Source organism: Pseudomonas sp. KBN12P06040, from assembly GCF_037574965.1.
GTDB lineage: Bacteria > Pseudomonadota > Gammaproteobacteria > Pseudomonadales > Pseudomonadaceae > Pseudomonas > Pseudomonas aeruginosa.
Map to the genome: position 1 here is coordinate 3,670,367 of NZ_JBBELS010000001.1, position 25,723 is coordinate 3,696,089.

At 67.0% G+C, this 25,723-nt stretch carries 26 protein-coding genes; 5 read left to right on the forward strand and 21 right to left on the reverse strand.

Features of this window, described 5'->3' with window-relative positions:
* Positions 1-22 precede the first annotated feature (22 nt).
* Positions 23-745 carry an amidotransferase gene (locus VQ067_RS17195; RefSeq protein WP_003087753.1) on the reverse strand — a complete coding sequence of 241 codons (723 nt, stop codon included), beginning with the start codon at positions 743-745 and terminating at the stop codon, positions 23-25.
* 244 nt (positions 746-989) lie between these two features.
* Here VQ067_RS17195 and VQ067_RS17200 point away from each other — a divergent pair, with 244 nt between their 5' ends.
* A complete protein-coding gene (locus VQ067_RS17200; RefSeq protein WP_033991553.1) occupies positions 990-1,361 on the forward strand; it encodes a glutaredoxin family protein in 372 nt (123 codons plus the stop codon).
* A gap of 8 nt (positions 1,362-1,369) precedes the next feature.
* On the opposite strand, the gene VQ067_RS17205 is transcribed toward VQ067_RS17200, so the two are convergent.
* Positions 1,370-2,368, reverse strand: a complete 999-nt coding sequence (locus VQ067_RS17205; protein WP_033991552.1) for a Vgb family protein — start codon at positions 2,366-2,368, stop codon at positions 1,370-1,372.
* Between the two features lie 22 nt (positions 2,369-2,390).
* Positions 2,391-3,362 carry an aldo/keto reductase gene (locus VQ067_RS17210; protein WP_033991550.1) on the reverse strand — a complete coding sequence of 324 codons (972 nt, stop codon included), beginning with the start codon at positions 3,360-3,362 and terminating at the stop codon, positions 2,391-2,393.
* 150 nt (positions 3,363-3,512) lie between these two features.
* On the opposite strand from VQ067_RS17210, the gene VQ067_RS17215 reads away from it, so the two are divergent.
* Positions 3,513-4,427, forward strand: coding sequence for a LysR family transcriptional regulator (locus VQ067_RS17215; protein ID WP_033991548.1), 915 nt, complete (start codon positions 3,513-3,515; stop codon positions 4,425-4,427).
* A gap of 253 nt (positions 4,428-4,680) precedes the next feature.
* Here VQ067_RS17215 and VQ067_RS17220 read toward each other — a convergent pair whose 3' ends face one another.
* The 3 genes from VQ067_RS17220 to VQ067_RS17230 all read right to left on the reverse strand — a co-directional run bounded on the left by VQ067_RS17220 (position 4,681) and on the right by VQ067_RS17230 (position 9,503).
* Positions 4,681-6,825 carry a 3-hydroxyacyl-CoA dehydrogenase NAD-binding domain-containing protein gene (locus VQ067_RS17220; RefSeq protein ID WP_023112521.1) on the reverse strand — a complete coding sequence of 715 codons (2,145 nt, stop codon included), beginning with the start codon at positions 6,823-6,825 and terminating at the stop codon, positions 4,681-4,683.
* A gap of 13 nt (positions 6,826-6,838) precedes the next feature.
* Positions 6,839-8,044, reverse strand: a complete 1,206-nt coding sequence (locus tag VQ067_RS17225) for an acetyl-CoA C-acetyltransferase (protein WP_033991546.1) — start codon at positions 8,042-8,044, stop codon at positions 6,839-6,841.
* 571 nt (positions 8,045-8,615) lie between these two features.
* Positions 8,616-9,503, reverse strand: coding sequence for an AEC family transporter (locus VQ067_RS17230; RefSeq protein WP_003087746.1), 888 nt, complete (start codon positions 9,501-9,503; stop codon positions 8,616-8,618).
* Between the two features lie 112 nt (positions 9,504-9,615).
* On the opposite strand from VQ067_RS17230, the gene VQ067_RS17235 reads away from it, so the two are divergent.
* Positions 9,616-10,437, forward strand: a complete 822-nt coding sequence (locus VQ067_RS17235; protein WP_019484633.1) for a cytochrome c — start codon at positions 9,616-9,618, stop codon at positions 10,435-10,437.
* A gap of 7 nt (positions 10,438-10,444) precedes the next feature.
* On the opposite strand, the gene VQ067_RS17240 is transcribed toward VQ067_RS17235, so the two are convergent.
* The 6 genes from VQ067_RS17240 to VQ067_RS17265 form a co-directional block, all read right to left on the reverse strand.
* Positions 10,445-11,176 (reverse strand): peptidase, encoded by a 732-nt coding sequence (locus VQ067_RS17240; protein WP_003100716.1) that lies wholly within the window; start codon positions 11,174-11,176, stop codon positions 10,445-10,447.
* An 81-nt stretch (positions 11,177-11,257) separates the two neighbouring features.
* Positions 11,258-12,058 carry a transglutaminase family protein gene (locus VQ067_RS17245; protein ID WP_033991544.1) on the reverse strand — a complete coding sequence of 267 codons (801 nt, stop codon included), beginning with the start codon at positions 12,056-12,058 and terminating at the stop codon, positions 11,258-11,260.
* Complete coding sequence (locus tag VQ067_RS17250) at positions 12,055-13,008, reverse strand: alpha-E domain-containing protein (protein WP_003087742.1); 954 nt, start codon at positions 13,006-13,008, stop codon at positions 12,055-12,057. The genes VQ067_RS17245 and VQ067_RS17250 overlap by 4 nt, the downstream gene beginning before the upstream one ends.
* A 2-nt stretch (positions 13,009-13,010) precedes the next feature.
* Entirely contained in the window at positions 13,011-14,423 is a 1,413-nt protein-coding gene (locus VQ067_RS17255; RefSeq protein ID WP_003087741.1) for a circularly permuted type 2 ATP-grasp protein, read from the reverse strand.
* Positions 14,424-14,772: 349 nt separating this feature from the next.
* Positions 14,773-15,471 carry a type 1 glutamine amidotransferase gene (locus tag VQ067_RS17260; RefSeq protein WP_033991542.1) on the reverse strand — a complete coding sequence of 233 codons (699 nt, stop codon included), beginning with the start codon at positions 15,469-15,471 and terminating at the stop codon, positions 14,773-14,775.
* Positions 15,472-15,568: 97 nt separating this feature from the next.
* Positions 15,569-15,910: a ribonuclease E inhibitor RraB gene (locus VQ067_RS17265; RefSeq protein WP_003087738.1), complete on the reverse strand. Its 342-nt coding sequence runs from the start codon at positions 15,908-15,910 to the stop codon at positions 15,569-15,571.
* Between the two features lie 352 nt (positions 15,911-16,262).
* On the opposite strand from VQ067_RS17265, the gene VQ067_RS17270 reads away from it, so the two are divergent.
* Positions 16,263-18,320 carry a putative bifunctional diguanylate cyclase/phosphodiesterase gene (locus VQ067_RS17270; protein ID WP_023095811.1) on the forward strand — a complete coding sequence of 686 codons (2,058 nt, stop codon included), beginning with the start codon at positions 16,263-16,265 and terminating at the stop codon, positions 18,318-18,320.
* Between the two features lie 170 nt (positions 18,321-18,490).
* Positions 18,491-20,785 carry a beta-glucosidase BglX gene (bglX, locus tag VQ067_RS17275; RefSeq protein WP_003087736.1) on the forward strand — a complete coding sequence of 765 codons (2,295 nt, stop codon included), beginning with the start codon at positions 18,491-18,493 and terminating at the stop codon, positions 20,783-20,785.
* Between the two features lie 102 nt (positions 20,786-20,887).
* Here the strand turns inward: bglX and pscL are convergent, their stop codons facing one another.
* The 9 genes from pscL to pscD are packed head-to-tail and all read right to left on the reverse strand — an operon-like array spanning position 20,888 to position 25,723.
* Positions 20,888-21,532 carry a SctL family type III secretion system stator protein PscL gene (gene pscL / locus VQ067_RS17280; RefSeq protein WP_023097772.1) on the reverse strand — a complete coding sequence of 215 codons (645 nt, stop codon included), beginning with the start codon at positions 21,530-21,532 and terminating at the stop codon, positions 20,888-20,890.
* Positions 21,511-22,131: a SctK family type III secretion system sorting platform protein PscK gene (gene pscK, locus VQ067_RS17285; protein WP_023112524.1), complete on the reverse strand. Its 621-nt coding sequence runs from the start codon at positions 22,129-22,131 to the stop codon at positions 21,511-21,513. Before pscK ends, pscL begins: the two co-directional genes overlap by 22 nt.
* An 8-nt stretch (positions 22,132-22,139) precedes the next feature.
* Positions 22,140-22,886, reverse strand: a complete 747-nt coding sequence (gene pscJ, locus VQ067_RS17290; protein WP_003120329.1) for a SctJ family type III secretion inner membrane ring lipoprotein Psc — start codon at positions 22,884-22,886, stop codon at positions 22,140-22,142.
* Positions 22,883-23,221, reverse strand: coding sequence for a SctI family type III secretion system inner rod subunit PscI (gene pscI, locus VQ067_RS17295; RefSeq protein WP_003132858.1), 339 nt, complete (start codon positions 23,219-23,221; stop codon positions 22,883-22,885). Before pscI ends, pscJ begins: the two co-directional genes overlap by 4 nt.
* On the reverse strand, positions 23,221-23,652 hold the full coding sequence (gene pscH / locus VQ067_RS17300) for a YopR family T3SS polymerization control protein PscH (protein WP_003100725.1): 432 nt from the start codon (positions 23,650-23,652) through the stop codon (positions 23,221-23,223). The genes pscI and pscH overlap by 1 nt, the downstream gene beginning before the upstream one ends.
* The gene (gene pscG / locus VQ067_RS17305) at positions 23,649-23,996 is read right to left on the reverse strand and encodes a YscG family type III secretion system chaperone PscG (RefSeq protein ID WP_340080871.1); all 348 of its coding nucleotides are present in this window, start codon (positions 23,994-23,996) and stop codon (positions 23,649-23,651) included. Before pscG ends, pscH begins: the two co-directional genes overlap by 4 nt.
* Before the next feature lie 2 nt (positions 23,997-23,998).
* The gene (gene pscF, locus VQ067_RS17310; protein WP_003087729.1) at positions 23,999-24,256 is read right to left on the reverse strand and encodes a type III secretion system needle filament protein PscF; all 258 of its coding nucleotides are present in this window, start codon (positions 24,254-24,256) and stop codon (positions 23,999-24,001) included.
* 2 nt (positions 24,257-24,258) lie between these two features.
* Positions 24,259-24,462, reverse strand: a complete 204-nt coding sequence (gene pscE, locus VQ067_RS17315; RefSeq protein WP_003100751.1) for a YscE family type III secretion system co-chaperone PscE — start codon at positions 24,460-24,462, stop codon at positions 24,259-24,261.
* Positions 24,425-25,723 (reverse strand): SctD family type III secretion system inner membrane ring subunit PscD, encoded by a 1,299-nt coding sequence (gene pscD, locus VQ067_RS17320; protein ID WP_003132859.1) that lies wholly within the window; start codon positions 25,721-25,723, stop codon positions 24,425-24,427. The genes pscE and pscD overlap by 38 nt, the downstream gene beginning before the upstream one ends.

Here is a 25,723-nt window from a genome sequence, read left to right on the forward strand (position 1 = left end):
GCTCGCATGGCGCGGGGCCGGCTCAGGCGCCGGTCGGCTGGCGCGCGACGAAACGCATCATCCATTCGGCGACGACGGTGCCCTGGTGATCCCTCGCCAGGCTATCGACCCCCTTGCGATAGAGTTCCTCACCCAGGTGCTGCTGGCGCAGTTCGAGCAGTTCGCGGGAATAGTCGTGGACGAACTCGGGATGCCCCTGGAAGCACAGCACTTGGTCGCCGATGGCGTAGGCGGCATAGGGACAGAAGTCGCTGGAAGCGATCACCCGCGCGTTTTCCGGCAGCCGGGTGACCTGGTCCTGGTGGCTGATCAACAGGGTCAGGTCCGGCAGCGCCGGGCTCATCCAGTCGGCCCGTTCGTTCAACTGGTACTGGTGGATGCCCATGCCCCAGCCCTGGCTGGCGCGCTCGGCCTTGCCACCGAGCAGCAGGGCCAGCAACTGGTGGCCGAAACACACGCCGAGGAGCTTGTCGCCGCGCTCGTAGCGGTCCAGGAGGAAGGTCTTCAGGGTCTGGATCCACGGGTCGGGACCGAAGGAGTCGGCCTTGCTGCCGGTCACCAGGTAGGCGTCGAAGCGCTCGTCGTCCGCCGGATAGCGCCCCTCCACCACGTTGTAGATGACGAATTCGGCGGCGATCGGTTGCTTGGCGAACAGTTGCTGGAACATCCGGCCGTAGCCTTCGTAGCGCTCGATCAGCTCGGGACGAAGGATATCGGTTTCCAGGATACAGATGCGGAGCGACATAAAGACTCTCTGAAGAAGTGGGGTTATTGTCGTTTTCGTTTGATTTAATTAACACAGGAGCGCGGGCAAGGGAACCGTCGCCCTGGCCTCGAAAGGAATATCCGGACGATTCGCCAAAAAACAAGCAGGCGGCAGAAAGATTCCCGAGACGCCCAGCCGTAAAGAAATCTGCACAGGAGACGGAAGGACTCCCCATGCCCGGAACCGCCACGTAAACTGGCGGTTTTCCCGCGAGGCACACGCCATGTTGCTCAAGGCAGTACGTAACGGACTGGGTCAGGCGATTATCCTCGCCGACTTCGTCAGCCGCCCCCGCAAGCTGCAGCGCAGCGCCGAGGCCCAGGCCGAGGTCGAGCGGGCGCTGCGGAACCTGTCGCTCTACCAGTTCCGCGCCTGTCCGTTCTGCGTGAAGACACGCCGCGCCATGCACCGGCTGAACCTGCCGATGCAACTCAAGGACGCCATGAACGATCCGCAGGCCCGCCAGGCTTTGCTGGAAGGCGGCGGCAAGGTCAAGGTGCCGTGCCTGCGCATCGAGGAAAACGGCCAGGTGCGCTGGATGTACGAATCCAGCGAGATCATCGCCTATCTGGAAGGCCGTTTCGCCAACACCTGAGCGGCCGATCAACGGCCCCCGGCCGCATCCAGGGGCAGCCGATGGATCAGGAAATGCGCCGGCACCTCGCCCTCGCGCCCCGGCAACAGGCGATGGCGAATGCGTGACTCGCTGACATAGGCGCAACCCTGTCCGGTGACGGTCAGGTTGACCGGCGACTCCAGGCCCTCGCGTATCACTTCGATGCCGCGCCGCCCTGGAGCGAGGGGCTCGGCGATCCGCAGCACCTTGCCGGCGCCGCTGCGGATGGCGTTCTCCAGCACGATCAGCGAGCCGTCCGGAGCCAGCGCCATGCCATCCGGATTCTCCAGCGTTCGGGGCAGCTCCATCTCGCGCAGCCGCGGACGCGTGGCGACCCCTTCGACGACATGGATCGCCCCGCTACCGAAGTTGCCGACCAGCAGGGTGTCGTCGTCCACCCGGACGATGCCCGCCGCGCCCAGGCCGCCGGGGCCGGCCAGGCGGCTGTCGCGCAGCAACACCTGGAACGCCGGTTCCCCGGGCCGCAGCCGCATCAGGCTGCCATCCCGGGTTTCGCTCAGGTAGACCGTTCCGTCCGGCGCCACCGCGAGATCGTTACCCATCCCGTCGCCGGGCAGGGTCAGGTATCGGCGCACGGCACCGCTCGCGAGATCCAGGGCGAACACCCCATGCGGCCGGCGCCGGCCAGCGGGTAGGAAGTCCGGCGAATTGCCCCAGAGCAGGCCACGCGGCTCGTCCAGCCGCAGCGCGGTGGCAGCGAAGATCGCCGGGCTGCCGGCGAAGAAGGTTTCCCACTCGCCCCCGGGAGGCTTGCGCAGGATGCGCCCGCTGGTGACCAGACCGACGTACAGCGTTCCATCGGCGGCATGGGCGATGCCGTTGGGATACCGGGCCCCCGCTGGCAGGACGATGCTCGTCGCGGCGCAGGACGGCTCGCGCTCGCCCGGCGCACGGGCGAAAACCGGCAAGACGGTCGCCGATACCATGGATACCAGCAGCAACACGGAAGCCTGTCGTCTCATCATGCTTTCTCCGTCGATGTGCGCCCTACCAGCGCGGGGTCCGGGCGCGCACCGTGAGCGGCGCCTCCAGCGTGGCGCACTCCTCTTCGGCGAGGTCCAGCGTCAGCGCCGCGAGGGCATCCTCGAGGTGATGCGGCCTGGACAGGCCGACGATCGGCGCGGCGACACCGTTCCGGCCAAGCAGCCAGGCCAGGGCGAGTTGCGCCGGTGGAAGCCCGCGGGCTGCGGCGATTTTCTCCAACGCGCCGAGGGTCGACTCGACTTCCTCCCTGCCGCCGTACCAGCGCGGGGCCTGTTCGTCCGTCCGGGTCCGCAGCGTGCCGGCGCTTCGCGCTCCGGCCAGCAGCCCACGCGCCAGCGGCGACCAGGGCGTCAACGCGATCCCCTCTTCCCGGCACAGCGGCACGAGGTCCTCCTCGTCCTCGCGAACGATCAGGTTGTACTGGCTCTGCATCGAGATGAATTGCGCCAGGCCGTGGTGGCGCTGGAAGGCGAGCATCTTCATGAAGCGCCAGGCCGGCATCGACGAGGCGCCGAGGTAACGGACCTTGCCGACGCGCACCAGGCTGTCGAGGGTTTCGCAGGTTTCCTCGATCGGGGTGTCCGGATCGAAGCGATGGATCACGAAGAGATCCAGGTAGTCCGTACCCAACCGCCGCAGCGAGGCATCCACGCTGGCAAGCAGGTGCTTACGCGACAAGCCGCAGGCGTTGGGCCTGTCGCTCATGGGAAAGAACGCCTTGGTGGCGATTACCAGGTCCTCGCGCTGCGCGAAGTCCCTGAGCGCGCGCCCGAGGATCCGCTCGCTCTCGCCGGTGGAATAGATATCGGCACTGTCGAAGAAGTCGATCCCGGCTTCCAGCGCCTCGCGAATGAACGGACGCGCCCGTTCCTCGTCCAGCACCCACGGACGCCACGCCGGAACGCCATAGGTCATGCACCCCAGGCAGAGCCGGGAGACTTTCAGGCCGCTGTTGCCAAGACGGACATGCTGCATCGTACGACCTCGTCGGAAGGCTCTGAAAAGAGTGGTTTCCCCGGCCCAGCCTGTTCATGAGCCAGGTTTCCCGACGATGCTATATTGCTGCCGAATAGCTAACTATCCTGGAAAAATCTCTTTCATTGATCGAGTTATTTTAATAATCCAATGAAGAAGCCCGATCTCGCCGGTCTCGCCGCCTTCGTCGCCATCGCTCGCGAACGCAGTTTCCGCCGCGCCGCCGCCACCCTCGGCGTAACCCCGCCGACGCTCAGCCACACCCTGCGCGAACTGGAAACCCAGCTCGGCATCCGCCTGCTCAACCGCACCACTCGCAACGTCTCGCCGACCGAGGCCGGCGAGCACCTGCTGGCGCACCTGGACCCGGCGTTCGAAGACATTGCCGCCGCGCTGGACAGCCTTAACCGCTTTCGCGAAACGCCTCACGGCCTGGTACGAATCAACGCACCGCGAAACGCCATCGGTCTCGTCCTCGCGCCACGTTTCGGCGAACTGGCCCGCGACTATCCCGGCATCACCCTGGAAGTGGTGGCGGACGAAAGTTTCGCCAATATCGTCGAAGCCGGTTTCGACGCCGGCATCCGCCTCGGCGAAGACCTCCAGCACGGCATGCGCGCCGTGCGGGTCGGCCCGGACCTGCGCTTGGCCATCGTCGCGACCCCGGCTTACTTCCGACGGCAAGGCAGGCCGGGTAGCCCGGAGGAATTGCTCGGCCACCGTTGCATCGGCTGGCGCAAGGTGTCTTCCGGAGAGCTGTACAAATGGCAATTCAGCAAGGGCACGAAAGCGCTTTCGGTGGCCGTGAGCGGACCGCTGGTCCTCGACGACCCGCGCCTGATGCTACAGGCGGCGCTGGCCGATGTCGGGATTGCCTTCGCCATCGAGGAGGAAGTCGCCGAGCACCTCGCCGCCGGCCGCCTGGAACGGGTCCTGGCGGATTGGTGCGCCCCCTTTCCCGGTTTCCATCTCTATTATCCGAACCGCCGCAACCACCCGGCGGCGTTGAGCGCCGTGATCGACCTGCTGCGCTACCCCGGCGAGGAACACCCAGGTCCCGCGTAGGCACATCGGCGGAAGCGCCCGTGGCGGCCTGGAGGCAAGGGCCTGTACCGACGCACGGCGTAGGGCGCATAACCGCATCGCGGTTATCCGCCGAACCTCGGCATATCGGCGGATAGCGCCCACGGCGCTATTCGCCCTACCCGTGGCGGCCTGGCTGGCAAGAACCAGGGGATACCGGGGTGGCGTCATCCGCCGCGGTACGCGACCACGAGAAAGCCGGCCCGAAGGCCGGCTCTCCATGCGACGTCAGGACTCAGAATAGCTCGCCCTTCGCCGCCTTCTCCAGCAACAGCGCCGGCGGCTCGAAGCGCTCGCCGTACTGTTCGACCAGGTATTGGGCGCGGGCGATGAAGTCCTTCAGGCCGTACTGGTTGATGAACTGCAAGGCGCCCCCGCTCCAGGCGGCGAAACCGATACCGAAGATCGAGCCGATGTTCGCGTCGGCGGTGGAGTGCAATACCCCCTCCTCCACGCAACGCACGGTCTCGATGGCCTGGATGAACAGCAGGCGGTCGCGTACGTCCTCGGCGGATATTTGCGCATCGGGCTTCTCGAAGCGGCTCTTGAGTTCCGCCCAGAGATGTTTCCTGCCGTTCGCCGGGTAGTCGTAGAAGCCGGCGCCGGCCGCCTTGCCCGGGCGCTTGTACTCATTGACCATCAGGTCGATCACGGCGAACGCGGGGTGCGTCGGCAGAGCCTTGCCCTCGGCCTCGAGGTCACGGGCGGTCTGGTTGCGGATGTGGGTCATCAGGCTCAGCGAGACTTCGTCGGAAATCGCCAGCGGCCCCACCGGCATACCGGCCTGGCGCGCCTGGTTGTCGATCATCGCGGCGCTCACGCCTTCGCCGAGCATGGCGATGCCTTCGTTGGTGAAGGTGCCGAATACCCGCGAGGTGAAGAAGCCGCGGCTGTCGTTGACCACGATCGGCGTTTTCTTGATCTGCAGCACGTAGTCGAAACCGCGTGCCAGGGTTTCGTCGCTGGTCTTTTCGCCGCGGATGATCTCCACCAGCGGCATCTTGTCCACCGGGCTGAAGAAGTGCAGGCCGATGAACTTCTCCGGCCGCGCCACCGCCTGGGCCAGCCCGGTGATCGGCAGGGTCGAGGTATTGGACGCCACCACCGCATCGGCCAGGGCATGCTTCTCGGCCTCGGCGGTGACCTTGCCTTTCAGCGCGCGGTCCTCGAAGACCGCCTCGATGATCAGGTCGCAGCCTTCGAAGTCGGCTTCGCTGACGCTCGGCACGATCCGCGCGAGGAAGGCGTCGCGCTTCTCGGCGGACAGGTGCCCGCGCGCAACTTTCTTGTCCAGCAGCCTGGCCGAATAAGCCTTGCCCTTCTCCGCCGCTTCCAGCGAGACGTCCTTGAGCACCACCTCGATGCCGGCCGCCGCCGATACGTAGGCGATGCCCGCGCCCATCATCCCGGCGCCGATCACGCCGACCTTTTTCGTCTCCCGCACCGGATACCCCTGCGGCCGCGACTTGCCGGCGTTGATCTCGTTGAGCTGGAACCAGAAGGTGCCGATCATGTTCTTCGCCACCTGGCCGGTGGTCAGCTCGGTGAAATAGCGCGCCTCGATCAGTTGCGCGGTGTCGAAATCGACCTGGGCGCCCTCCACCGCCGCGCACATGATCTTCTCGGGCGCCGGGAAGCAACCCTTGGTCTTGTCGCGCAGCACCGACGGTGCGATGGCCAGCATCTGCGCCACGTTGGGACTGGCAGGCGTACCGCCGGGAATCTTGTAGCCGGCGCTGTCCCAGGGCTGCTTCGCCGCCGGGTTGGCGAGGATCCAGGCGCGGGCCTTCTCCAGCATTTCCTCGGTGCTGTCGGCCAGTTCGTGGATCAGCCCGGCCTTGAGCGCTTCCGCCGGACGCACCTTCTTGCCTTCGGCGAGGTACGGCAGGGCTTTCTCCAGGCCAAGCAGGCGCACCATACGTACCACCCCGCCGCCGCCCGGCAACAGGCCGAGAGTCACCTCCGGCAGGCCGAGCTGCACGCCGGGATTGTCCAGGGCGATGCGGTGGTGGCAGGCCAGGCAGATCTCCCAGCCGCCGCCCAGCGCAGCGCCGTTGATCGCGGCGACCACCGGCTTGCCGAGGGTCTCCAGGCGCCGCAGTTGGCCCTTGAGTTCGAGGATGCCCTGGTAGAAGGCCGGGGCGTCAGCCTTGGTGACCTTGATCAGCTCGTTGAGATCGCCGCCGGCGAAGAAGGTCTTCTTCGCCGAGGTCAGCACCACGCCGGCGATCCCCTCTTTCTCCGCCTCCAGCCGCGCGATGGTCTTCGCCATCGCCTCGCGGTAGACACCGTTCATGGTGTTGGCGCTCTGCCCGGGCATGTCCATGGTCAGGACGACGACGTTGTCCTGGCCTTTTTCGTAACGGATAGCGTCAGTCATTCCGGTTCTCCCTTCACACGCGCTCGATGATGGTGGCGATGCCCATGCCGCCACCTACGCAGAGGGTGGCCAGGCCGTAGCGCAGGTTGCGCCGCTCCAGTTCGTCGAGCAGCGTGCCGAGGATGATGCAGCCGGTGGCGCCGAGCGGGTGGCCCATGGCGATGGCGCCGCCGTTGACGTTGACCTTGCTTTCCGCCACGCCCATGTCCTTCATGAATTTCATCACCACCGAAGCGAACGCCTCGTTGACTTCGAACAGGTCGATGTCTTCCACCTTCAGGCCGGCCTTGGCCAGGGCCTTGCGGGTCGCCGGCGCGGGGCCGGTAAGCATGATGGTGGGGTCGGTGGAGGTCACCGCGGTAGCGACGATCCGCGCCCGCGCCTTCAGGCCCAGTTCGCGGCCCTTGGCCTCGGAGCCGATGAGCATGGCGCTGGCGCCGTCGACGATCCCCGAGCTGTTGCCCGGCGTATGCACGTGCTCGATGCGCTCGACCTGGCTGTACTTGCGCAGCGCGGTGGCGTCGAAGCCCATCTGCCCCATCATCTCGAAACTCGGCTTGAGCGCGGCGAGCCCTTCCAGGGTGGAGTCGGCGCGAATGAACTCATCGTGGTCGAGCAGGACGATGCCGTTCTGGTCGGCGACCGGCACCAGCGACTTGCCGAACAGCCCTTCGGCGCGGGCCTTGGCGGCCTTCTGCAGGGAGCGCAGGGCGAAGGCATCGACATCGGCGCGACTGAAGCCTTCCAGGGTGGCGATCAGGTCGGCGCCGATCCCTTGCGGGACGAAGCTGGTGTGCAGGTTGGTTTCCGGATCCAGTGCCCAGGCGCCGCCGTCGGAGCCCATCGGCACGCGTGACATGGACTCGACGCCGCCGACCAGGACCAGGTCCTCGAAACCGGAGCGTACCTTCATCGCCCCCAGGTTCACCGCCTCCAGGCCGGAGGCGCAGAAACGGTTGATCTGCACGCCGGCAACCTGTTCGTCCCAGTCGGCCACCAGCGCCGCGGTCTTGGCGATATCGGCGCCCTGGTCGCCCACCGGCGTCACGCAGCCGAGCACGATATCGTCGACCTGGGCGGTATCCAGGTCGTTGCGCCGCTGGACCGCGCGCAACAGCCCGGCCATCAGGTTCACCGGCTTGACGCTGTGCAGCGCGCCATCCTTCTTGCCCTTGCCGCGGGGAGTACGCACGGCGTCGTAAATGAATGCGTCGGTCATGGCGGTCTCTCTTATCCTGTTCTCGTCCGGCCGAGCGGGCCTCCGCCTACCTTAAACAGGCTCGCCGGCGGGACAATGACCGAACCGCTCAGGCTGATTGACCGCCAAGCTCAGCCTGCAACGCCGGGAAGATAGCACCATGCCATCTTTCGACCGGAAACCCGGACACCGGACGAACGGTCGAGACGCACGCCAGAGCCGTCACCACGCTGTCATATAGAGGGAATATGTCTAGACCGGAGCAGCTTGTATCCAAGTGGTCTAAGCCCGCGCAGGCCGGGGCTTAGACTGATTCATGCAAGCGTTCGAAAGGGAGGTCGACGCCGGGGATGCCGGGCCGACCGAAGAGTACGCCACTGCGTGGCAAGCCGTTCCGCCGGGCCGTAGCGCGGAGCAGGCAGCCACCCGACAACAAGAAAGGCAGACAGGCCATGTTGAACGAGCAGCCAAAAAGATGGCGGCAAGCGAGCCTCATCGTCTTCGCCACCACAGTCATCCTGATCCTTCCCAACCTTAACAGTCTGATCCGCTAGGGCATCCTGCTGCCTGCACGCTGCGCACCGCCTCGCGGTCAGCGCAGCGCAGGCAGCCACCAGGTCAGCAGCAGCGGAATGAAGGCGAACGACAGCAAGGTCGAACACAGCACCAGGCTGGCGACCTGATCCGGCGAACGATTGCCGCGCAAGGCGTAGAGATAGTTGAACACCGCCACCGGCATCGACGATTGCACCACCAGCACCCCCTGCGCCAGCGGCGGCAATTGCAACGCCAGCGCCACCGACCAGCCCACCAGCGCCCCCAGCAGAAGACGCAGGCCGCCATAGAAGAAGCCATTGCCCAGTTGCCGCGGACGGATGCTGGCCAGGGACACGCCGAGGGTGATCAGCATCAGCGGAATGGTCAGCCCGGCCATCAGGTCGACGGTATTCGCCATCCAGCGCGGCAGTTGCAGGTCGAGCCCCATCAACAACAAGGCCAGTAGCACGCTGAGCAGGATCGGATTGCCCAGCAGCGAGCGCCAGGAGCGCTCGCCGCTCATCCAGAACACGCCGAGGCTGAAGTTGCCGATCGACATGATCAGGTAGAACGCCACCGCCAGGGTCATCCCCGCCTCGCCGAACGCATACAAGCACACCGGCAGGCCCATGTTGCCGACATTCGGGAAGCTGTAGGCCGGCACCAGCACCTGCCACTCCTGGCGCCCGAGGCGCGCCGCCGCCCAGCCCAGCGCAGCCATGCAGACGCAGATCAGCGCGCTGGCCAGGGCCATCCGGCCGAAGCTATGCAGGTCCACCCGGGTATGCGCCAGGGTGGCGAGGATCAGGCATGGCGAACCGATGTTGAACACGATGCGCGAAACGAACTCGGTCGGATAGGCGTGTCCGAGACGGACCCAGACATAACCGACACCGGCGCCGAACAGCACGGGCGCCATCACGGCGAACAACTCGGCGAGCACGGGAACCCCTTGGTTAGCCAGCTATGCAATGGCCCGCATGCTACCGCGAGGCCCCCGTTCCGTGCCAATCTCTCGCTCCATGTCATAACCGGCGGATGCACGAGGAACCCGCATGCCTGTCACTCTCCCGCGCCTGGCGTTGCTAGGTGCCCTGCTCTTCCCTGCGGCTGCCGCCTGGGCCGCCGAGCTCCGCCTGGAACTGCCGGGGGGCACGCAGACCTGGAGCAGCGAAGAACTGCTCAGGCATCCGCAGGCCCGCGACCTGGACATCCCGGCCGACGTCGCCTACCGCCGGAACATGCGCTACCGCGCCGTGCCACTGGCGGCCTTGTTGAAAGGCGTGCATCCCGAAGACCATTTGCAGGCCGTGGCCAGCGATGGCTTCGCCGCCGAGTTGCCGGCCGCCCCGCTGCTCGCCGAACAGGGCTCGCAAGCCTGGCTGGCGATAGAGGATCCGCAGCGCCCCTGGCCGCCGTTGGGCGCCGGCAAGCCGTCCGCCGGGCCGTTCTATCTGGTCTGGAGCAAACCCGAGGAAAAACGCATCGGTCCGGAGCAATGGCCCTTCCAGGTCGTCCGCATCCGCTATCAGCCCCCTCTGGCCGAACGCTTCCCGGCCCTGCTGCCGGCCGCCGACGCCAGCGCGGAAGTGCGCGCCGGCTTCGCCGTGTTCCAGAAGAACTGCCTGGCCTGCCACCGTCTCAACGGTGCCGGCGACGCCCAGTTCGGCCCGGACCTGAACCTGCCGTACAACCCCACCGAGTACTTCCAGCCGCAATTCCTCTCCCGCTACATCCGCGACCCGCAGGCGCTGCGGCAATGGCCACAGGCGAAAATGCCGGCGTTCCCGGAACGGGTGATCGACGACCAGGAGTTGCGCCAGCTGATCGGCTACCTGCGCCACATGGCCGGCCGCAAAGCGGGCGCGGCCGGCTGAAGCGGCGTCAGATGTTGTACGCCGAGGGCGGCGACGGCAGGCGCTCCAGCAAGTCGTGCAGGCCGGCGCTCCACTGGCGGCGGATGGCGCTGAAATAGGCGTCGTCCTCGGTGACCCGGTAGCCCTCCGGCAGGATCAGGCTGTCGCGGTGGTAGACCAGCAGGTCCAGCGGCATGCCCACCGAGAGGTTGCTGCGGATGGTCGAGTCGAACGACACCAGCGCGCAGCGCAGGGCCTGCTCCAGCGGCGTGTCGAAAGTCAGGTTGCGGTCGAGGATCGGCTTGCCGTACTTGCTTTCGCCCAGTTGCAGGAAAGGCGTGTCCGGCGTGGCCTGGATGAAGTTGCCCTGGGGGTAGATGCTGTACAGCGCCGGCGGTCCGCCGGCGATCTGCCCGCCGACCAGGAAGGAGCAGCTCAGGTCGGTATTGCCGGCCAGATTGCCGCCGTCGCGGGCCATCACCTCGCGGGTGGTCTCGGCGATCAGCGCCGTGGCGTCGTAGACCGAGGGCACGTTGAGCAGGCTGGCGCCGTCCCGGCGGATGCGCTGCTGCAGCAGGTTGATCACCGATTGCGAGGTCGCCAGGTTGCCGGCCGTCTGCACCACCAGCAGGCGCTCGCCGGGCGTGCCGAAGGTGAACAGCTTGCGGAAGGTGGCGATATGGTCGATCCCGGCGTTGGTCCGCGAATCGGAGGCGAACACTAAGCCGTCGGCCAGGTGCATCGCGACACAGTAGGTCATCTCGAATCTTCCTTATTCCGTCCGTCCCCGCCCCTCAAGCGTAAAGGCAATCGCCGATAACGCCAGGCGCGCAATGGATCGTCACTGTTGCTGCACCTGCAGCAGCGGCGCGCTGACCAGCACCCGCGCATGCATCTGCTCGCAACCGCCGCCACGGCGCAAGCCGCGCACCGGGCAGGCATCCAGGTAGTCGAGGCCGACGGCCAGCTTGAGATGGCGCTCCGGACGGCCGAGCCGGTTGGTCACGTCGAAGCTGTACCAGCCGTCGCCGAGCCAGGCCTCGGCCCAGGCATGGCTGGCCAGGTGCGTGTCGTCCTCGGTGTAGAGGTAGCCGGAGACATAGCGCCCCGGCACACCCTGGCTGCGGATGCAGGCGAGGAAGGCATGGGCATGGTCCTGGCAGACCCCGGCGCGTGCGCCGAAGGCCTCGATGGCGGTGCTGTCGACGCGGGTCGCCCCCGGCTGGTAGAGGATATGCTCGTGCAGCGCATGCATCAGGTCGAGCAGGCCGCCGCGATCCTTGCGGCCGCCCATGGCGCGTTCGGCGAAGGCGCGCATCTCGGCATCGGCGCCGGTCAGGCGGGTGCTGCGCAGGAACGGCAACGGCGACTGGCGATCGTGCTCCACCTCACGCTCCTCGTCGATCTCGACCAGGCCGTGGGCGGCGATCAGGACCGACTCATGCGGTTCGTCCAGGGTCAGGACGTGCAGGATGTTGCCGTACGGATCGCGCAGCGGCCGCGCCGGGCGCGGCAGGTCCAGGCGCCAATCGACCACGTGCTGGCGCTCGCTGTCCTGCGGGGTCAGGCGCAGGTACTGGATGCTGGCGCGCACCCGGTCTTCGTAGCGATAGGTGGTGTCGTGGGCGATCGAGAGTCTCATGCGGCCTCCAGGTAGGAGCTGTGAATGGCGTTGGCCAACTGGCGAACCAGCAGGATGTAGTCGGTGATCCAGGTATGCAGGCCCTGCTCCAGCACCTCGTCGATGCCGGTGTAGCGCACCCGCGCCTCCAGCTCGGCGGCCAGGCGCTGCGCCGGCCGGCCGTTGACACCGGGCAGGCCGGAAAGGATCTCGCTCAGTTCCTCGATGCAGGACAGCAGCGAACGCGGCACGTCCTCGCGCAACAGCAGCAATTCGGCGATGTTGCGCGCGTTGGGCGAGGCGCGGTACAGCTCGGTGTAGCCCTCGAAGGCGGATAGCGCCCGCAGCAGCGCGCTCCACTGGTAGTAGCCGCGCGCGGTGCCCTCGTCCGCCCCGGCGAGCGCCGCTTCGCCCTGGGTCTGGTAGCGCGCATCGAGCAGGCGCAAGGTATTGTCGGCGCGTTCGATGAAGGTTCCGAGACGGATGAAGCGGAACGCATCGTTGCGCATGCTGGTGGCGAAGGTCGCGCCGCGGAACAGGTGCGAGCGGTCCTTCACCCATTCGCAGAAACGACTGATGCCATAGCGCAGGATGCCCTCGGCGGCGATGCCGCGCATTTCCAGCCAGGTGGCGTTGATGTTCTCCCACATGTCCAGGGTGATCCGCCCGCGTACCGCATGGGCACTGGCGCGCGCTGCAGCCAGGCAGCTGTAGATGCTCGCCGGGTTGTCCGGGTCGAGGGCGAAGAAACTCAGCAGGCGCTCGGCGGCCAGTTCGCCGTGGCGCTCCAGGTAGGCGTCGAGGGTGCCGGTGATCAGCAGCGGCATGGCCAGTTCGTCCAGGCCGCCGCCGTTGCGGTCCTGCGGCAACAGCGACAGCGAGTAGCTGACGTCGAGCATGCGGGCGAGGTTCTCCGCGCGTTCCAGGTAGCGCGACATCCAGTACAGGTCGGAAGCGGTCCGGCTGAGCATGCTTATTCCTCCACCACCCAGGTGTCCTTGGTGCCGCCGCCCTGGGACGAATTGACCACCAGCGAGCCTTCGCGCAACGCCACCCGGGTCAGCCCGCCAGGCACCAGGCGAACCCGATCCGGCGCCGACAGGACGAACGGCCGCAGGTCGATATGGCGCGGCGCGACGCCGCTCTCGACGAAGGTCGGACAGGTCGACAGGGACAGCGTCGGTTGCGCGATATAGGCCTCCGGACGAGCCTTCAGGCGCTCACGGAACAGCTCGATTTCCTCCCGGCTGGCCGCCGGTCCGACCAGCATGCCGTAGCCGCCGGAACCCTGGGTCTCCTTCACCACCAGCTCCGGCAGGTGCGCCAGGACGTGCGCCAGTTCCTTCGGCTTGCGACATTGCCAGGTCGGCACGTTGTGCAGCAGCGGGTCTTCGCCGAGGTAGAAGCGGATCATGTCCGGCACGTAGGGATAGATCGACTTGTCGTCGGCCACCCCGGTACCGATCGCGTTGGCCAGCACCAGGTTGCCGGCCCGGTAGGCGGCCAGCAGGCCGGGCACGCCGAGCAGCGAATCCGGGTTGAACGCCAGCGGGTCGAGGAAGGCGTCGTCGATCCTTCGGTAGATCACGTCCACCGGTTGCGGTCCGGCCGTCGTGCGCATGTAGACCCGCTCGTCGCGGACGAACAGATCGGCGCCTTCGACCAGTTCCACGCCCATCTCGCGGGCGAGGAAGGCGTGTTCGAAGTAGGCGCTGTTGAAACGTCCCGGCGTCAATACCACCACGCTCGGCGATTCGACGTCACTGGCCCGCTTTAGGGTGTCGAGCAGCAGGTCCGGGTAGTGGTCGATCGGCGCCACGCGCTGGCGGACGAACAGCTCGGGGAACAGGCGCATCATCATCTTGCGGTTTTCCAGCATGTAGGAAACACCGCTGGGCGTGCGCAGGTTGTCCTCCAGCACGTAGTAGTTGCCGCTGCCGTCGCGGACCAGGTCGACCCCGGCAATGTGCGCGTAGACGTTGCCCGGCAGGTCCAGTCCCTGCATCGCCAGTTGGTACTGGTCGTTGGCCAGGACCTGCTCGGCAGGAATCACCCCGGCCTTGAGGATGCGCTGTTCGTGGTAGAGATCGGCGAGGAACAGGTTCAGCGCCTGGACGCGCTGGATGCAGCCGGCCTCGATGTGCGCCCACTCCGCCGCGGGGATGCTGCGCGGGATGGTGTCGAAGGGGATCAGGCGCTCGGTGCCCTGCTCGTCGCCGTACAGGGTGAAGGTGATGCCGGCGCGATGGAACAGCAGGTCGGCTTCGCGCCGGCGTTGCAGCAATTGCTCTTCAGGGGTGTCGGCCAGCCAGCGAGCGAATTCCCGATAATGCGAGCGGCATTCGCCGCCAGCATCGTGCATCTCGTCGTAAAACATACGTGCCATGCCGGACTCCTTGTCGTCACGAACGATGGGGAACTCGCAAAGCCCGTGCCAGCGCGCGGATCACGGCTCGTCGGCGATTCGCAGGGTCGGCGCGGCGGGTTCGCCCCAGTCTGGTGCATCCTGCCCACAGGGAGAGGAAGGGCGCCCCGTTCGACGGCATGCGCGCCCCGCGGCCACGGACCGGCATCGACCTGCCGATCGCGAAGCGACCTGTGGGACCGATAAGTCTAGAACAGACCCGGAAGGGAGACGGCTTCTCCCCTCCCTTCCATGCAGACAGCCGTCTCGCTCGAACGAGCGATAAAGCGGACCGGCGGTAGTGCCAGGGAAGCGCCCGCGGCCGGGAAGGTCAATCGATCAGCGACAGCCAATGACGGTAGAAACCCTCGGCCACCCGATTCAGCCCGGCAACCTTGGCAGGCAACCCGGCCAGCATGTCCTCGGCGGATTGCTGGCTGGGCTGGGAGGGATCGAGCAGGTGCGGCCAGCCGGCGATCCAGCGCCGCACCAGTTCCTCGGTCATTTCCGGATGGCCTTGCAGGCCGAGTACGTGATCGCCCCAGGAAAACCCCTGGTTCTCGCACCTCGGGCTGGACAGCAGGCGCTCGGCGCCCTGCGGCAGGTCGAAGGCATCGCCGTGCCACTGGAAGATCGAGAAGCGCTCCGGCAGCCCGGCCAGCCATGGACTGTCGCGGCTTTCCCGCTGCATGGGCTGCCAGCCCATTTCGGTGTAGGGCTGGTGCCGCACCGTCGCGCCCAGGGCGCGGGCCAGCAACTGGCCGCCGAGGCAATGGCCGATCAGCGGGATGCGCCGCTCGATGAAGCGACGCAGCAGCGCCAGTTCGTCGCGCAACCAGGGCAGGTCGTCGTTGACGCTCATCGGCCCACCCATGATCGCCACCGCTCGCGGGCGTTCGGCGTCGAGACCGGCGAGTTCGCCGAGGTCGGCGCGGATCACGCGGAAGTCCAGGCCGCGCGCCGCCAGCACGGCACCCAGATGGCCTGGCGGACAGAACTCGGCATGGGTCAGGATCAGAATATCGCTCATGGCTTACCTCCTTCCCCAGTCTGAAGGAAAGCCTTCGAGGAAGGAAAGCCCGACGCAGGAGCCCCGGCCCGGGATCGCGGCCGGGGTCCCGCCGCCGTCACGGACGCAGCGAAGTGACCTCCTGGGTCACGCCCCACCCGTCCAGCACGCCGCCCAGCGGCACCACGACTTCCTCCAGGTCGTGTTCGAAGGCACCGATGGCGGCATGGGTGGCGTACATCACCTTGCTGACCTGCAGGTTCCAGGAGCCATCGTCGCGAGCGACGACCTGGGCCCTGAGCGACTCGCCGCGAAACTGGCCCGCTGCCTGGCGGGCCTCCCGCTCACTGGGAAAGATGGCGAAGAAGTCGATGGGATGGATGCGCGCGAAGTCGAAGCCGCCTTCTTTCATGCGACGCAGGACATTCACGCTGACATCATCCGAGAAGGGCTTTTCCATGAGACGCACCTCCTGTCGAGACATTCAGAAAATTCACCGATTCCCCATTCAGCTGAAGCCATCGTCGGCGATCATGAGAGTTTTGTGATCAGGCCAGAGGAGGATCGGACGACCATGGCTTCTTTCAGGGTAGCGTCAACCTGCCAGCGCTGCCGAGCTTTCCGCCGCCTGCCCCGGCGGGCGGCGACCGGCGGCAGACAAAGCGCTGTACAAAAGGCCCGGCCGTTGAGCAAGATTCCGCCTGCGCCGGCGACCGTTGGTCCTGCCCGATGGCATTGGCGAAAGCGACTCGTGCAATAATATCAGGTTGATATCAACCACTTCTCTCCCGCTATCCCGTTCGGACGCTTTCATGCTTATCAGCAGCTACAACCAGGTTCTTGTCGCCTTTTCCCTGATTGTGGCCATCCTGGCGTCCTACACCGCTCTCGACATGGCCGGCCGGGTGACCCTGGCGAAAGGCCGCGAGGCGCTCTCCTGGCTGATCGGCGGCGCTTTCGCCATGGGCTTCGGCATCTGGTCGATGCATTTCGTCGGCATGCTCGCCTTCAGCCTGCCGATCCCGCTCGGCTACGACCTGGGCCTGACCCTGCTGTCGCTGCTACTGGCCGTCGGCAGTTCGGCCTTCGCCCTCTGGCTGGTGTGCCAGGCGGAACTCCCCTGGCAACGCCTGGCGCTGGGCGCCCTGCTGATGGGCAGCGGCATCGCCGCCATGCACTACACCGGGATGGCCGCCCTGCTGATGATGCCGGGGATCGTCTACGACCCGCTGTGGCTCGGCCTCTCCATCCTGATCGCGGTGATCGCCTCCGGCGCCGCGCTGTGGATCGCCTTCCGCCTGCGCCATGGCAGCCGGCGCATCGTCCTGGTCCGGGCCGGCGCCGCCCTGGTGATGGGCTGCGCCATCGTCGGCATGCACTACACCGGGATGGCCGCCGCGCAGTTCCCCCTGGGCAGCTTCTGCGGCGCCGCCGGCCGAGGCATCGACAACGGCTGGCTGGCGGTGCTGGTCATCGTGATCACCCTGGCGGTGATCGCCATCGCCCTGATCGTCTCGGTGCTGGACTCGCGCCTGGAGGCACGTACCTCGGTGCTCGCCACCTCCCTCGCACGAGCCAACCGCGAGCTGATCCAGTTGGCCCTGCACGACAACCTGACCAAGCTGCCCAACCGCATGCTCCTCGACGACCGCCTGGAGCAGGCGATCCAGCAGGCGATCCGCGACGATCGCCGGTTCGCCGTGCTGTTCATGGACCTGGACGGCTTCAAGGCGGTCAACGATGCCTACGGCCATCACCTCGGCGACCTGTTGCTGATCGAAGTCGCCGAGCGTATCCGCGCCAACGTCCGCGCCCAGGACACCATCGCCCGCCTCGGCGGCGACGAGTTCGTCCTGCTGATCGAGGCCCGCGAGCCCGCCGACGCCGCGACCCTGGCCGAGAAACTGGTGAAGCGGATCAGCCAGCCGTACCAGATATCCCGCCACGAGGTGCGGATCTCGGCGAGCATCGGCATCGCGCTCTACCCCGGCGACGGGCAGACCCGCCACGAACTGATGATCAATGCCGACGCGGCGATGTATCACGCCAAGGACCAGGGACGGAACGGCTACTGCTTCTTCGAGAGTTCGATGAACGCCAACGCCCAGGAACAGTTGCAACTGCTCCATGACCTGCGCCAGGCCCTGGAGCGCCGGCAGTTGGTCTTGCACTACCAACCCAAGGTACTGGCGCCGAACGGACCGATGGTCGGCGTGGAAGCGCTGCTGCGCTGGGAGCATCCGCAACACGGACTGATCCCCCCCGACCAGTTCCTGCCGCTGGCGGAAAAAACCGGCCTGATCGTGCAGATCGGCGAGTGGGTGCTCGACGAAGCCTGCCGGCAGATGCGCCTCTGGCTGGACGGCGGGCATGCGGAGTGGAACATCGCGGTGAACCTTTCGGCCCTGCAGTTCGCCCATGCCGGCCTGGTCGACTCGGTGCGCAACGCACTCCTGCGCCACAGCCTGGAGCCCAGCCACCTGATCCTCGAGGTGACCGAATCGACCGCCATGCGCGATGCCGATGCCAGCCTGGTGATCCTCGAGCAGTTGTCGGCGATGGGCGTCGGCATCTCCATCGACGACTTCGGCACCGGCTACTCCAGCCTGCTCTATCTCAAGCGCCTGCCGGCGAGCGAACTGAAGATCGACCGTGGCTTCATCAACGAGCTGGCCCACGACAGCGACGACGCCGCGATCGTCTCGGCGATCGTCGCCCTCGGCCACACGCTGAACCTGAAGATCGTCGCCGAGGGCGTGGAAACCGAGGCCCAGCAGGAGTTCCTGACCCGCCTCGGCTGCAATTCGCTGCAAGGCTTCCTGCTCGGCAGGCCGATGCCGGCCGAGCAGTTGCTCGCCAGCGTCGCCTGAGCGCCGCCAGCGGCGCGCCACGTGACCTGTCAGAACCGGCAGATTCGCCCATCGCCGTCTCGTTGACTTCCGCCCGCGCTGCGAACACCTTATGTCGCGCCCGCCGGGCGGCATGCCGCGACATGTCACGCCGCCACGACGAGCGTCTATCCAATAACGAGAAAACATGCATGAACAGGCTGTGTGTACTGGGGCTTCTCATCGGGCTGAGCGGGAGCCCGGCACTGGCGGCTGGCCAGGGCGAATCCGGCAATCCACCGGCTACCGACAAGGAGCGTTTCATCGCCAGCCTGATGGCTCGCATGAGCAACGCGGAAAAGATCGGCCAGCTACGCCTGGTCAGCGTCGGCGCCGACCATCCCAAGGAGGCGCTGATGGCGGACATCCGCGCCGGCAAGGTCGGCGCCATCTTCAATACCGTGACCCGCCCGGACATTCGCGCCATGCAGGACCAGGTCCGCCATAGCCGCCTGAAGATCCCGCTGTTCCATGCCTACGACGTGGCCCACGGCCACCGCACCATCTTCCCCATCAGCCTCGGCCTCGCCGCCAGCTGGGACCCCGAGGTGGTCGCCCGCAGCGCGCGGATCTCCGCCCTCGAAGCCAGCGCCGACGGGCTCGACATGAGCTTCTCGCCGATGGTCGACATCACCCGCGACGCGCGCTGGGGGCGGGTCTCGGAAGGCTTCGGCGAAGATACCTACCTGACCTCGCTGCTGTCCGGCGTGATGGTCCGTGCCTACCAGGGCTCCAACCTGGCCGCCCCGGACAGCATCATGGCGGCGGTCAAGCACTTCGCCCTGTACGGCGCGGCCGAAGGCGGCCGCGACTACAACACCGTGGACATGAGCCTGCCGCGCATGTTCCAGGACTACCTGCCGCCCTACAAGGCCGCGGTGGACGCCGGCGCCGGCGCGGTGATGGTCTCGCTGAACACCATCAACGGCGTGCCCGCCACCGCCAACCGCTGGCTGCTGACCGACCTGCTGCGCCAGCAGTGGGGCTTCAAGGGGCTGACCATCAGCGACCATGGCGCGGTGAAGGAACTGATCAAGCACGGCCTCGCCGGCAACGAGCGGGACGCCACGCGCCTGGCGATCCAGGCCGGTGTCGACATGAACATGAACGACGATCTCTACTCGACCTGGCTGCCGAAGCTACTGGCGGCCGGCGAGATCGACCAGGCCGACATCGATCGCGCCTGCCGCGACGTGCTGGCGGCGAAGTACGACCTCGGCCTGTTCGCCGATCCCTACCGGCGCCTGGGCAAGCCGGACGACCCGCCGTTCGACACCAACGCCGAGAGCCGCCTGCACCGCCAGGCCGCCCGCGAGGTGGCTCGCGAAGGACTGGTCCTGCTGAAGAACCGCGACGGCCTGCTGCCGCTGAAGAAGCAGGGGCGGATCGCGGTGATCGGCCCGCTGGCCAAGAGCCAGCGCGACGTCATCGGCAGTTGGTCGGCAGCCGGCGTGCCACGCCAGGCGGTAACCGTCTACCAGGGCCTGGCCAATGCCGTCGGCGAGCGTGCCACCCTGCTCTACGCCAAGGGTGCCAACGTCAGTGGCGACCAGGCGATCCTCGACTACCTGAACAGCTACAACCCGGAAGTCGAGGTCGATCCGCGCTCCGCCGAGGCGATGCTCGAGGAGGCCTTGCGCACCGCGCGCGACGCCGACCTGGTGGTCGCCGTGGTCGGCGAATCGCAGGGCATGGCCCACGAGGCCTCCAGTCGCACCGACCTGCGCATCCCGGCCAGCCAGCGGCGGCTGCTGAAGGCACTGAAGGCCACCGGCAAGCCGCTGGTGCTGGTGCTGATGAACGGCCGACCGCTGTCGCTGGGCTGGGAGCAGGAAAACGCCGACGCGATCCTGGAAACCTGGTTCAGTGGCACCGAAGGCGGCAACGCCATCGCCGACGTGCTGTTCGGCGAGCACAACCCCAGCGGCAAGCTGACCATGTCCTTCCCGCGCTCGGTGGGCCAGGTACCGGTCTACTACAACCACCTGAACACCGGCCGGCCGATGGACCACGACAACCCCGGCAAATACACCTCGCGCTATTTCGACGAAGCCAACGGCCCGCTCTACCCGTTCGGCTACGGCCTCAGCTACACCGAGTTCAGTCTCTCGCCCCTGCGCCTGTCCAGCGAACGGCTGGCCCGCGGCGACACCCTGGAAGCGCGGGTCACGCTCAGCAACAGCGGCAAGCGCGCCGGCGCCACGGTGGTCCAGCTTTACCTGCAGGACCCGGTCGCCAGCCTCAGCCGTCCAGTGAAGGAACTGCGCGGGTTCCGCAAGGTGATGCTGGAGCCCGGCGAATCGCGGGAGATCGTCTTCCGCCTCGGCGAGGCGGACCTGAAGTTCTACGACAGCCAGCTCAGGCACACGGCCGAGCCAGGCGAGTTCAAGGTCTTCGTCGGCCTGGACTCGGCGCAAACCGAAAGCCGCAGCTTCACCCTGCTCTGAAGGCGCCGACCGCACCGCCAGCGTCGCCGCCGCGGGCGAACGGCAGCGCCTCAGCCCTCGGCCCGGAGCCAACGCCCGGGCCGGGGGCGGCGCCTGGTTCCCTCAACCGGCGTCCCCTTCCTCCTCGCCGCTCCGCGCCACGCCCTCCGTCAATGCGGCCTGCAACGCCGCCAACTGGCTGTCGAGCGATGCGTCGATGATCCCGATCTCGGTTTCCAGGATGCAACCGCCCTGGTCCAGCCGGGCATCGCCGACCACTTCCAGGTAGCCCACCTCGGGGAAATCCTTGAGCACCCGGGCGACCTGCTCGCGCACCGCGACCAGCTGTTCCGGCTGGACGTGCAGGATCACCTGCTTCTGGTTGCTCACCAATGCCAGTGCCTCGCGCGTGGCCGCCAGGGTCAGCTCGACAGCGTCGTAGTGGCGCAACACCTTGCGCACCGCCTGCAGCACCACTTCGCCAAGCTGGCGATCGACCTGCCGGTAGTAGCGATTGCAGCGCAGTAGCGTTTCCTGGATCAGCCCGGCCTGGCGCAGACGCGCCTCCTCCAGTCCGGCCTCCCAGCCCAGGCGCTTCTGCTCCTGGTAAACCTCGTGGGCGTCGCGCTCGATTTCGGCGGCACGCTCGCGTGCCGCTTCCACCAGGCGGTTGGCGCTGAGGTAGTCCTGGTAGTCGCGGGCGCGCAACAGGGCCTGCCCGGGGGCCAGCCGTACGCGACTGGCGTCTAGTTCAACAAATGGAAGCATTCATCGCTCGCTTGTCGGGCGACCTTCAGGCACAGGGTCCGCGCCAGGGATCGCCGTTGTTCGTCGAAGGTCCAGTCCGCCGGGGCCGGCATGGCCTCCAGGCGCAGGCGCAGGCGCCGCGAGAAACCGCAGTCGGCATCGCTACAGGCGGCCAGCCAGAAAGCCAGGCCGCAGCGCCGGAAATAGCCGTCTTCCGGGTTTTCCGGCAAGGCCCGCTGCCAGCCGGGCGGCCAGCGACCGATGAGCAGGTCGAGCTGCTCCAGGCAGAAACGCTGGCCCTGTGCGCCGATCTGCGCGCGGATGCGCCGTACCCGCGCACCGTCCAGCACCTGCCGCAAGGCCTGGCCGTGCAGCAGCGCGCCGAGCCAGCCCAGGGTCCGTTCCAGCGCCGCCTGCGGGTAAAGGGCCAGCCCGCCCAGTTGCGCGGGCATGCGGAACGCGCAGTCCAGCTCCAGCTGCTCCAGCAGCCAGGCGTTGAGAACGCTCTGTCGCCGCCAGTCCGGCAGCGCCGGCAGCAACCGCAGCAATACCGCGGGCAAGTGCGACTCGTGGATGTAGCGGGCCGGGCAGAAGCGCAACTGGTAGGCCGTCAATGGCATCGCGCCGCTCAGCCCCGTTGCCGGTGCCAGAAGAACTGCGCCAGGTTGCTCGCCAGCAGCAACGCCAGCAGCAGGCCGAACAGACCGAGCAGGCGTCCGCGCGAGTGCTCCGCCACCTGGATCGAGAAGACACTCTCGAAGCGTGGCGCCAGCGGGACCTGGCGGACCCCGGCCGACGGCACCAGCACCACGCTGATGCGGTCGTAGCTGAGTCCTTCGATGCCGTTGTTCACCAGTTGCTTGATCTGCGGCACGTAGGCATCCAGTTGCACGTCGGCGGCGTGCTTGATGAACACCGAGGCCGATGCCGGCGAGGACTTCCTGCCCAGTCCGTCGCGCTCCTCGGGCAGCACCACATGGACCCGCGCCACCAGCACGCCATCGATCTCGGAAAGGGTATGGGAAATCTCCTGGGCCTTGGCGTAGTTGAGCCGCGCGCGCTCTTCGATGGGCGAGGAAATCAGCCCGTCCTTGGGAAACACATCCTTCAGCGTGGAGAAGTTCTCCCGCGGATAGCCCTTGCGCTTGAGCACCTCCACCGCCTCGGCGATATCCGATTCCTCCACCAGCAGGCGCACGGTGCCATCCTTGTCCGCCTGCTTGTCCGCGGAAACGCCCTCCGAACGCAACAGCGCCAGCATCTCGTTACCTTCCTTCTGGCTGATCCCGGTATAGAGTTCGACCTTGCACCCGCCCAACGCCAGGACCAGCGCCAGGAGCGCCATGCGCGACAGACCTTTCACCGTTCGCCTCATTGGGTCTTCATCAGGGTTTCGACGTTCTGGCTCATGCGCCCGACGGTCTTGGCGATCAGCTCTTCCTGCATGGTGATGCGCATCAGCGACCACTGCATCTGCATCAGGCTGTTGGGATCGTCGCCGGGCGTCGACAGCTCCACCTGCAACTCCTGCTTGGCCTGGCTGAAACGCTCCTTGATCTGCCCCAGTTCGCTGAGCAGGTCGCCGCCCAGGCTGCCGGCACCGCCCATCGCCCGTTCGAACTCGGCGACGTGGGCCGCGCCGGCCGGGCCGCCGGAGAGTTCTTCGAGACTGGTGATCTGCGCCTGGGCGCCCATCCGAGAGATATCCATCATGACTCCAGGTCGAGTTTGTGGCTGTTGCGCACGAGGTTGTCGAGCATGCCGTTGAGCGGGATCAGCACCTGCAATTCGCGACGCGCCAGTTGCGCCAGGTATTCGCCGCCCGGCGCATGCTCGACTGCACCGAGCAACTGGAGGAGAAAGGTTTGCTGCTGGCGCCCCAGCGGCAGTTCCGCACGGAGCATCGCCTTCAGCTCCAGGCGGTCCGCCTCCAACCCTTGTAGCGGCTGGGCAAAGCGCTGCAGCAGGCGCTCGCCGAGAGCGCCGTTCTCCAACCCGGCCAGGCGGCGTCCGGCCGCCGGCGGCTCGCCGCCGAGGGCCTGCTCGAAAGCCAGCACCTGATCGACAGCCGGCAGGTTCGCCGCCTTTGGACTGGCCGACGGATAGACGGCGAATCCCGGCGGCGTGTCGATGCGGCTCATGTCCGCACCTGGGCGCGCATGCCGGCGGCGAAGTCGGCCAGGGCAGGATTGCTGCTGCCGCCCAGCCCGGCCAGCCTGCGGTCCAGCGCGGCGCCCAGCCCCAGGTGCCACTCGCACAAGGCGAACCAGGGCTCCAGCGCCGGCCAGGGATTGCCATGGGCGAAGGCCAGGGCTTCCTGATAGCGCCCCTGGTTGGCCAGGCTGGAAATCCGGATCAGCCGTGCCGCTTCGTCCTGTCCGAGGCGCTCCAGCCACTCGGCGATGCACAGCGCCTCTTCGTGGCAGTGCTGCCCGCTGCCAGCCAGCGCCAGTTCCGCCAATTCGCGTATCAGTGAAGTGTCCATGTTCAGATCTTCTGCAGGATGCCTTGCATCAGGTCGCGCAGCGCCCGGGTCACCGTCGAGTTGATGTTGTAGATGACCGACCACTTGTTGATCTTGTGTTGCAGCTCGGCCAGCAGCGCCGGGTTGTCGGCATTGTCGGTCCCCTGCAAGGCCTTGATCGCGTCGTTGACGTCCTTGTTCGCTGCGTTGGCCTGCTCCTTCAAGGCATTGGCCACGGTATCGAGGGTATTCCCCGGGTTGGGGTTGAATATCTGCGCCATGCTTAGTCCTCTGTGAGCTGCGAAAGAATGCCGAGACCGCCTTCGAGGGCCCGGGCCTGCTGTTGCAGGAATTGAAAGCGCTCCGGGCCGGCGCCTCTGGCCAGTTCCCGGCGACACTCCGCCAGCGCCGCCTGCAGACGCTGCCGGAGCGCTGCGGCATGCGTGCCGTCAGCGACCGACAGTCGCGTTTCCAAGGCTGTCATCATGGAGCACCTCCCCTTTGAGATTGATGATGAAACGCTGCTTGCCGCGGGCCACCAGGATCGACTCCGGCTCGATGGCGAGGATTCGCACACCGCGGGATGTCGAGGCGCCCACCGGGTATTTCTGGCCGTCGCCGAGCACTACATAGGGCACCCGCCCCAGCGACACCGAGCGCACCGTGAACTCCAGTTCGTCGCCGCTGGCGCGCTTGCCGCGACTGAGCAGCTCCAGGCTCGGGCGGTTGCCGAACTCCTGCTGGAACTCGCGCTGCAGGCGGTAGAAGGCGCTGAGCTGGACCTCGTCGAGCGTACCGCTCAACTCGATGCGCTCGCCGCGCTCGCGGAAACTCAGTTGCCGGTCGAGGCCGGCGTCCGCCAGTAGGCGTTCGAGGCGGCGCAGGTGCGAGCCGGCCACCCGGACCTGGTTTTCCACCCCGAGCAGGCCCGGCACCTCGGACTCCAGCAATGCGTCGATCCGCGCCCAGCGTTCGTCCTGTTCCGCCAGTTCGCCGTTGAGCCGGACCCAGCCAGGCTTGTCCGCGTTGCTGCTGAGGATCTGCCGATAGCCGAATTTCTGCAGGATGAAATCCACGCCCTGGCGAATGTCTTCCATGCTCCGTGCTTCCAGTCGGTAGTCCACGCCGCTGCCATCGAGGTAGCGCTGCAGCGCCAGGCGCCGAGCGTTGTCCTCCAGGTAGCCGCCGAGCAGGAGACTGTCGCCCTGGCGCTGCACATCCACCTCGCTCATGCCCTGCTCGCGCAGGTAGGCGCGCACCCTCGCCAGGGGCTCCTCGCCGGCCATGCCGTGCTGGCGGGCCGACCAGGGTTCGACGAGCATGCCCAGCAGGCACAGGGCCAGCGCCAGGCTGATGCCGAGCAGCCAGGCCCCGCCGGCACGGGCGGACGGCTTGCGGCGCACTGGCGCGGTCTGCGCCTCGACTTCGGGGAAACGCTCGGGAAAACTCCGCTGCGGGTCGCAGAATGCCCAGCGCAGCGGGCCGCAGGTCTGCCCGGCAAGCGCCTGCAGGATCGCTCCGGCGACTTGCGCCTGGCCGTCCTGGCGAGGCTCGCAGCCCTCCGCCCACTCCAGCAGGCGCACGCCCTGGGCATCGACCTCGAGCACCAGGTGGACTGCCGCGATGCCCTCGTCGAGCAACACCAAGTCGGCCTGCAACGGATCGCTGCCAAGCGCCACCCGGCCCTCTCCGAGCGAGACTTCGGCGCCCTGGTTCAGCCCGCTGTAGAAGCGGATCTTCCAGGCCAT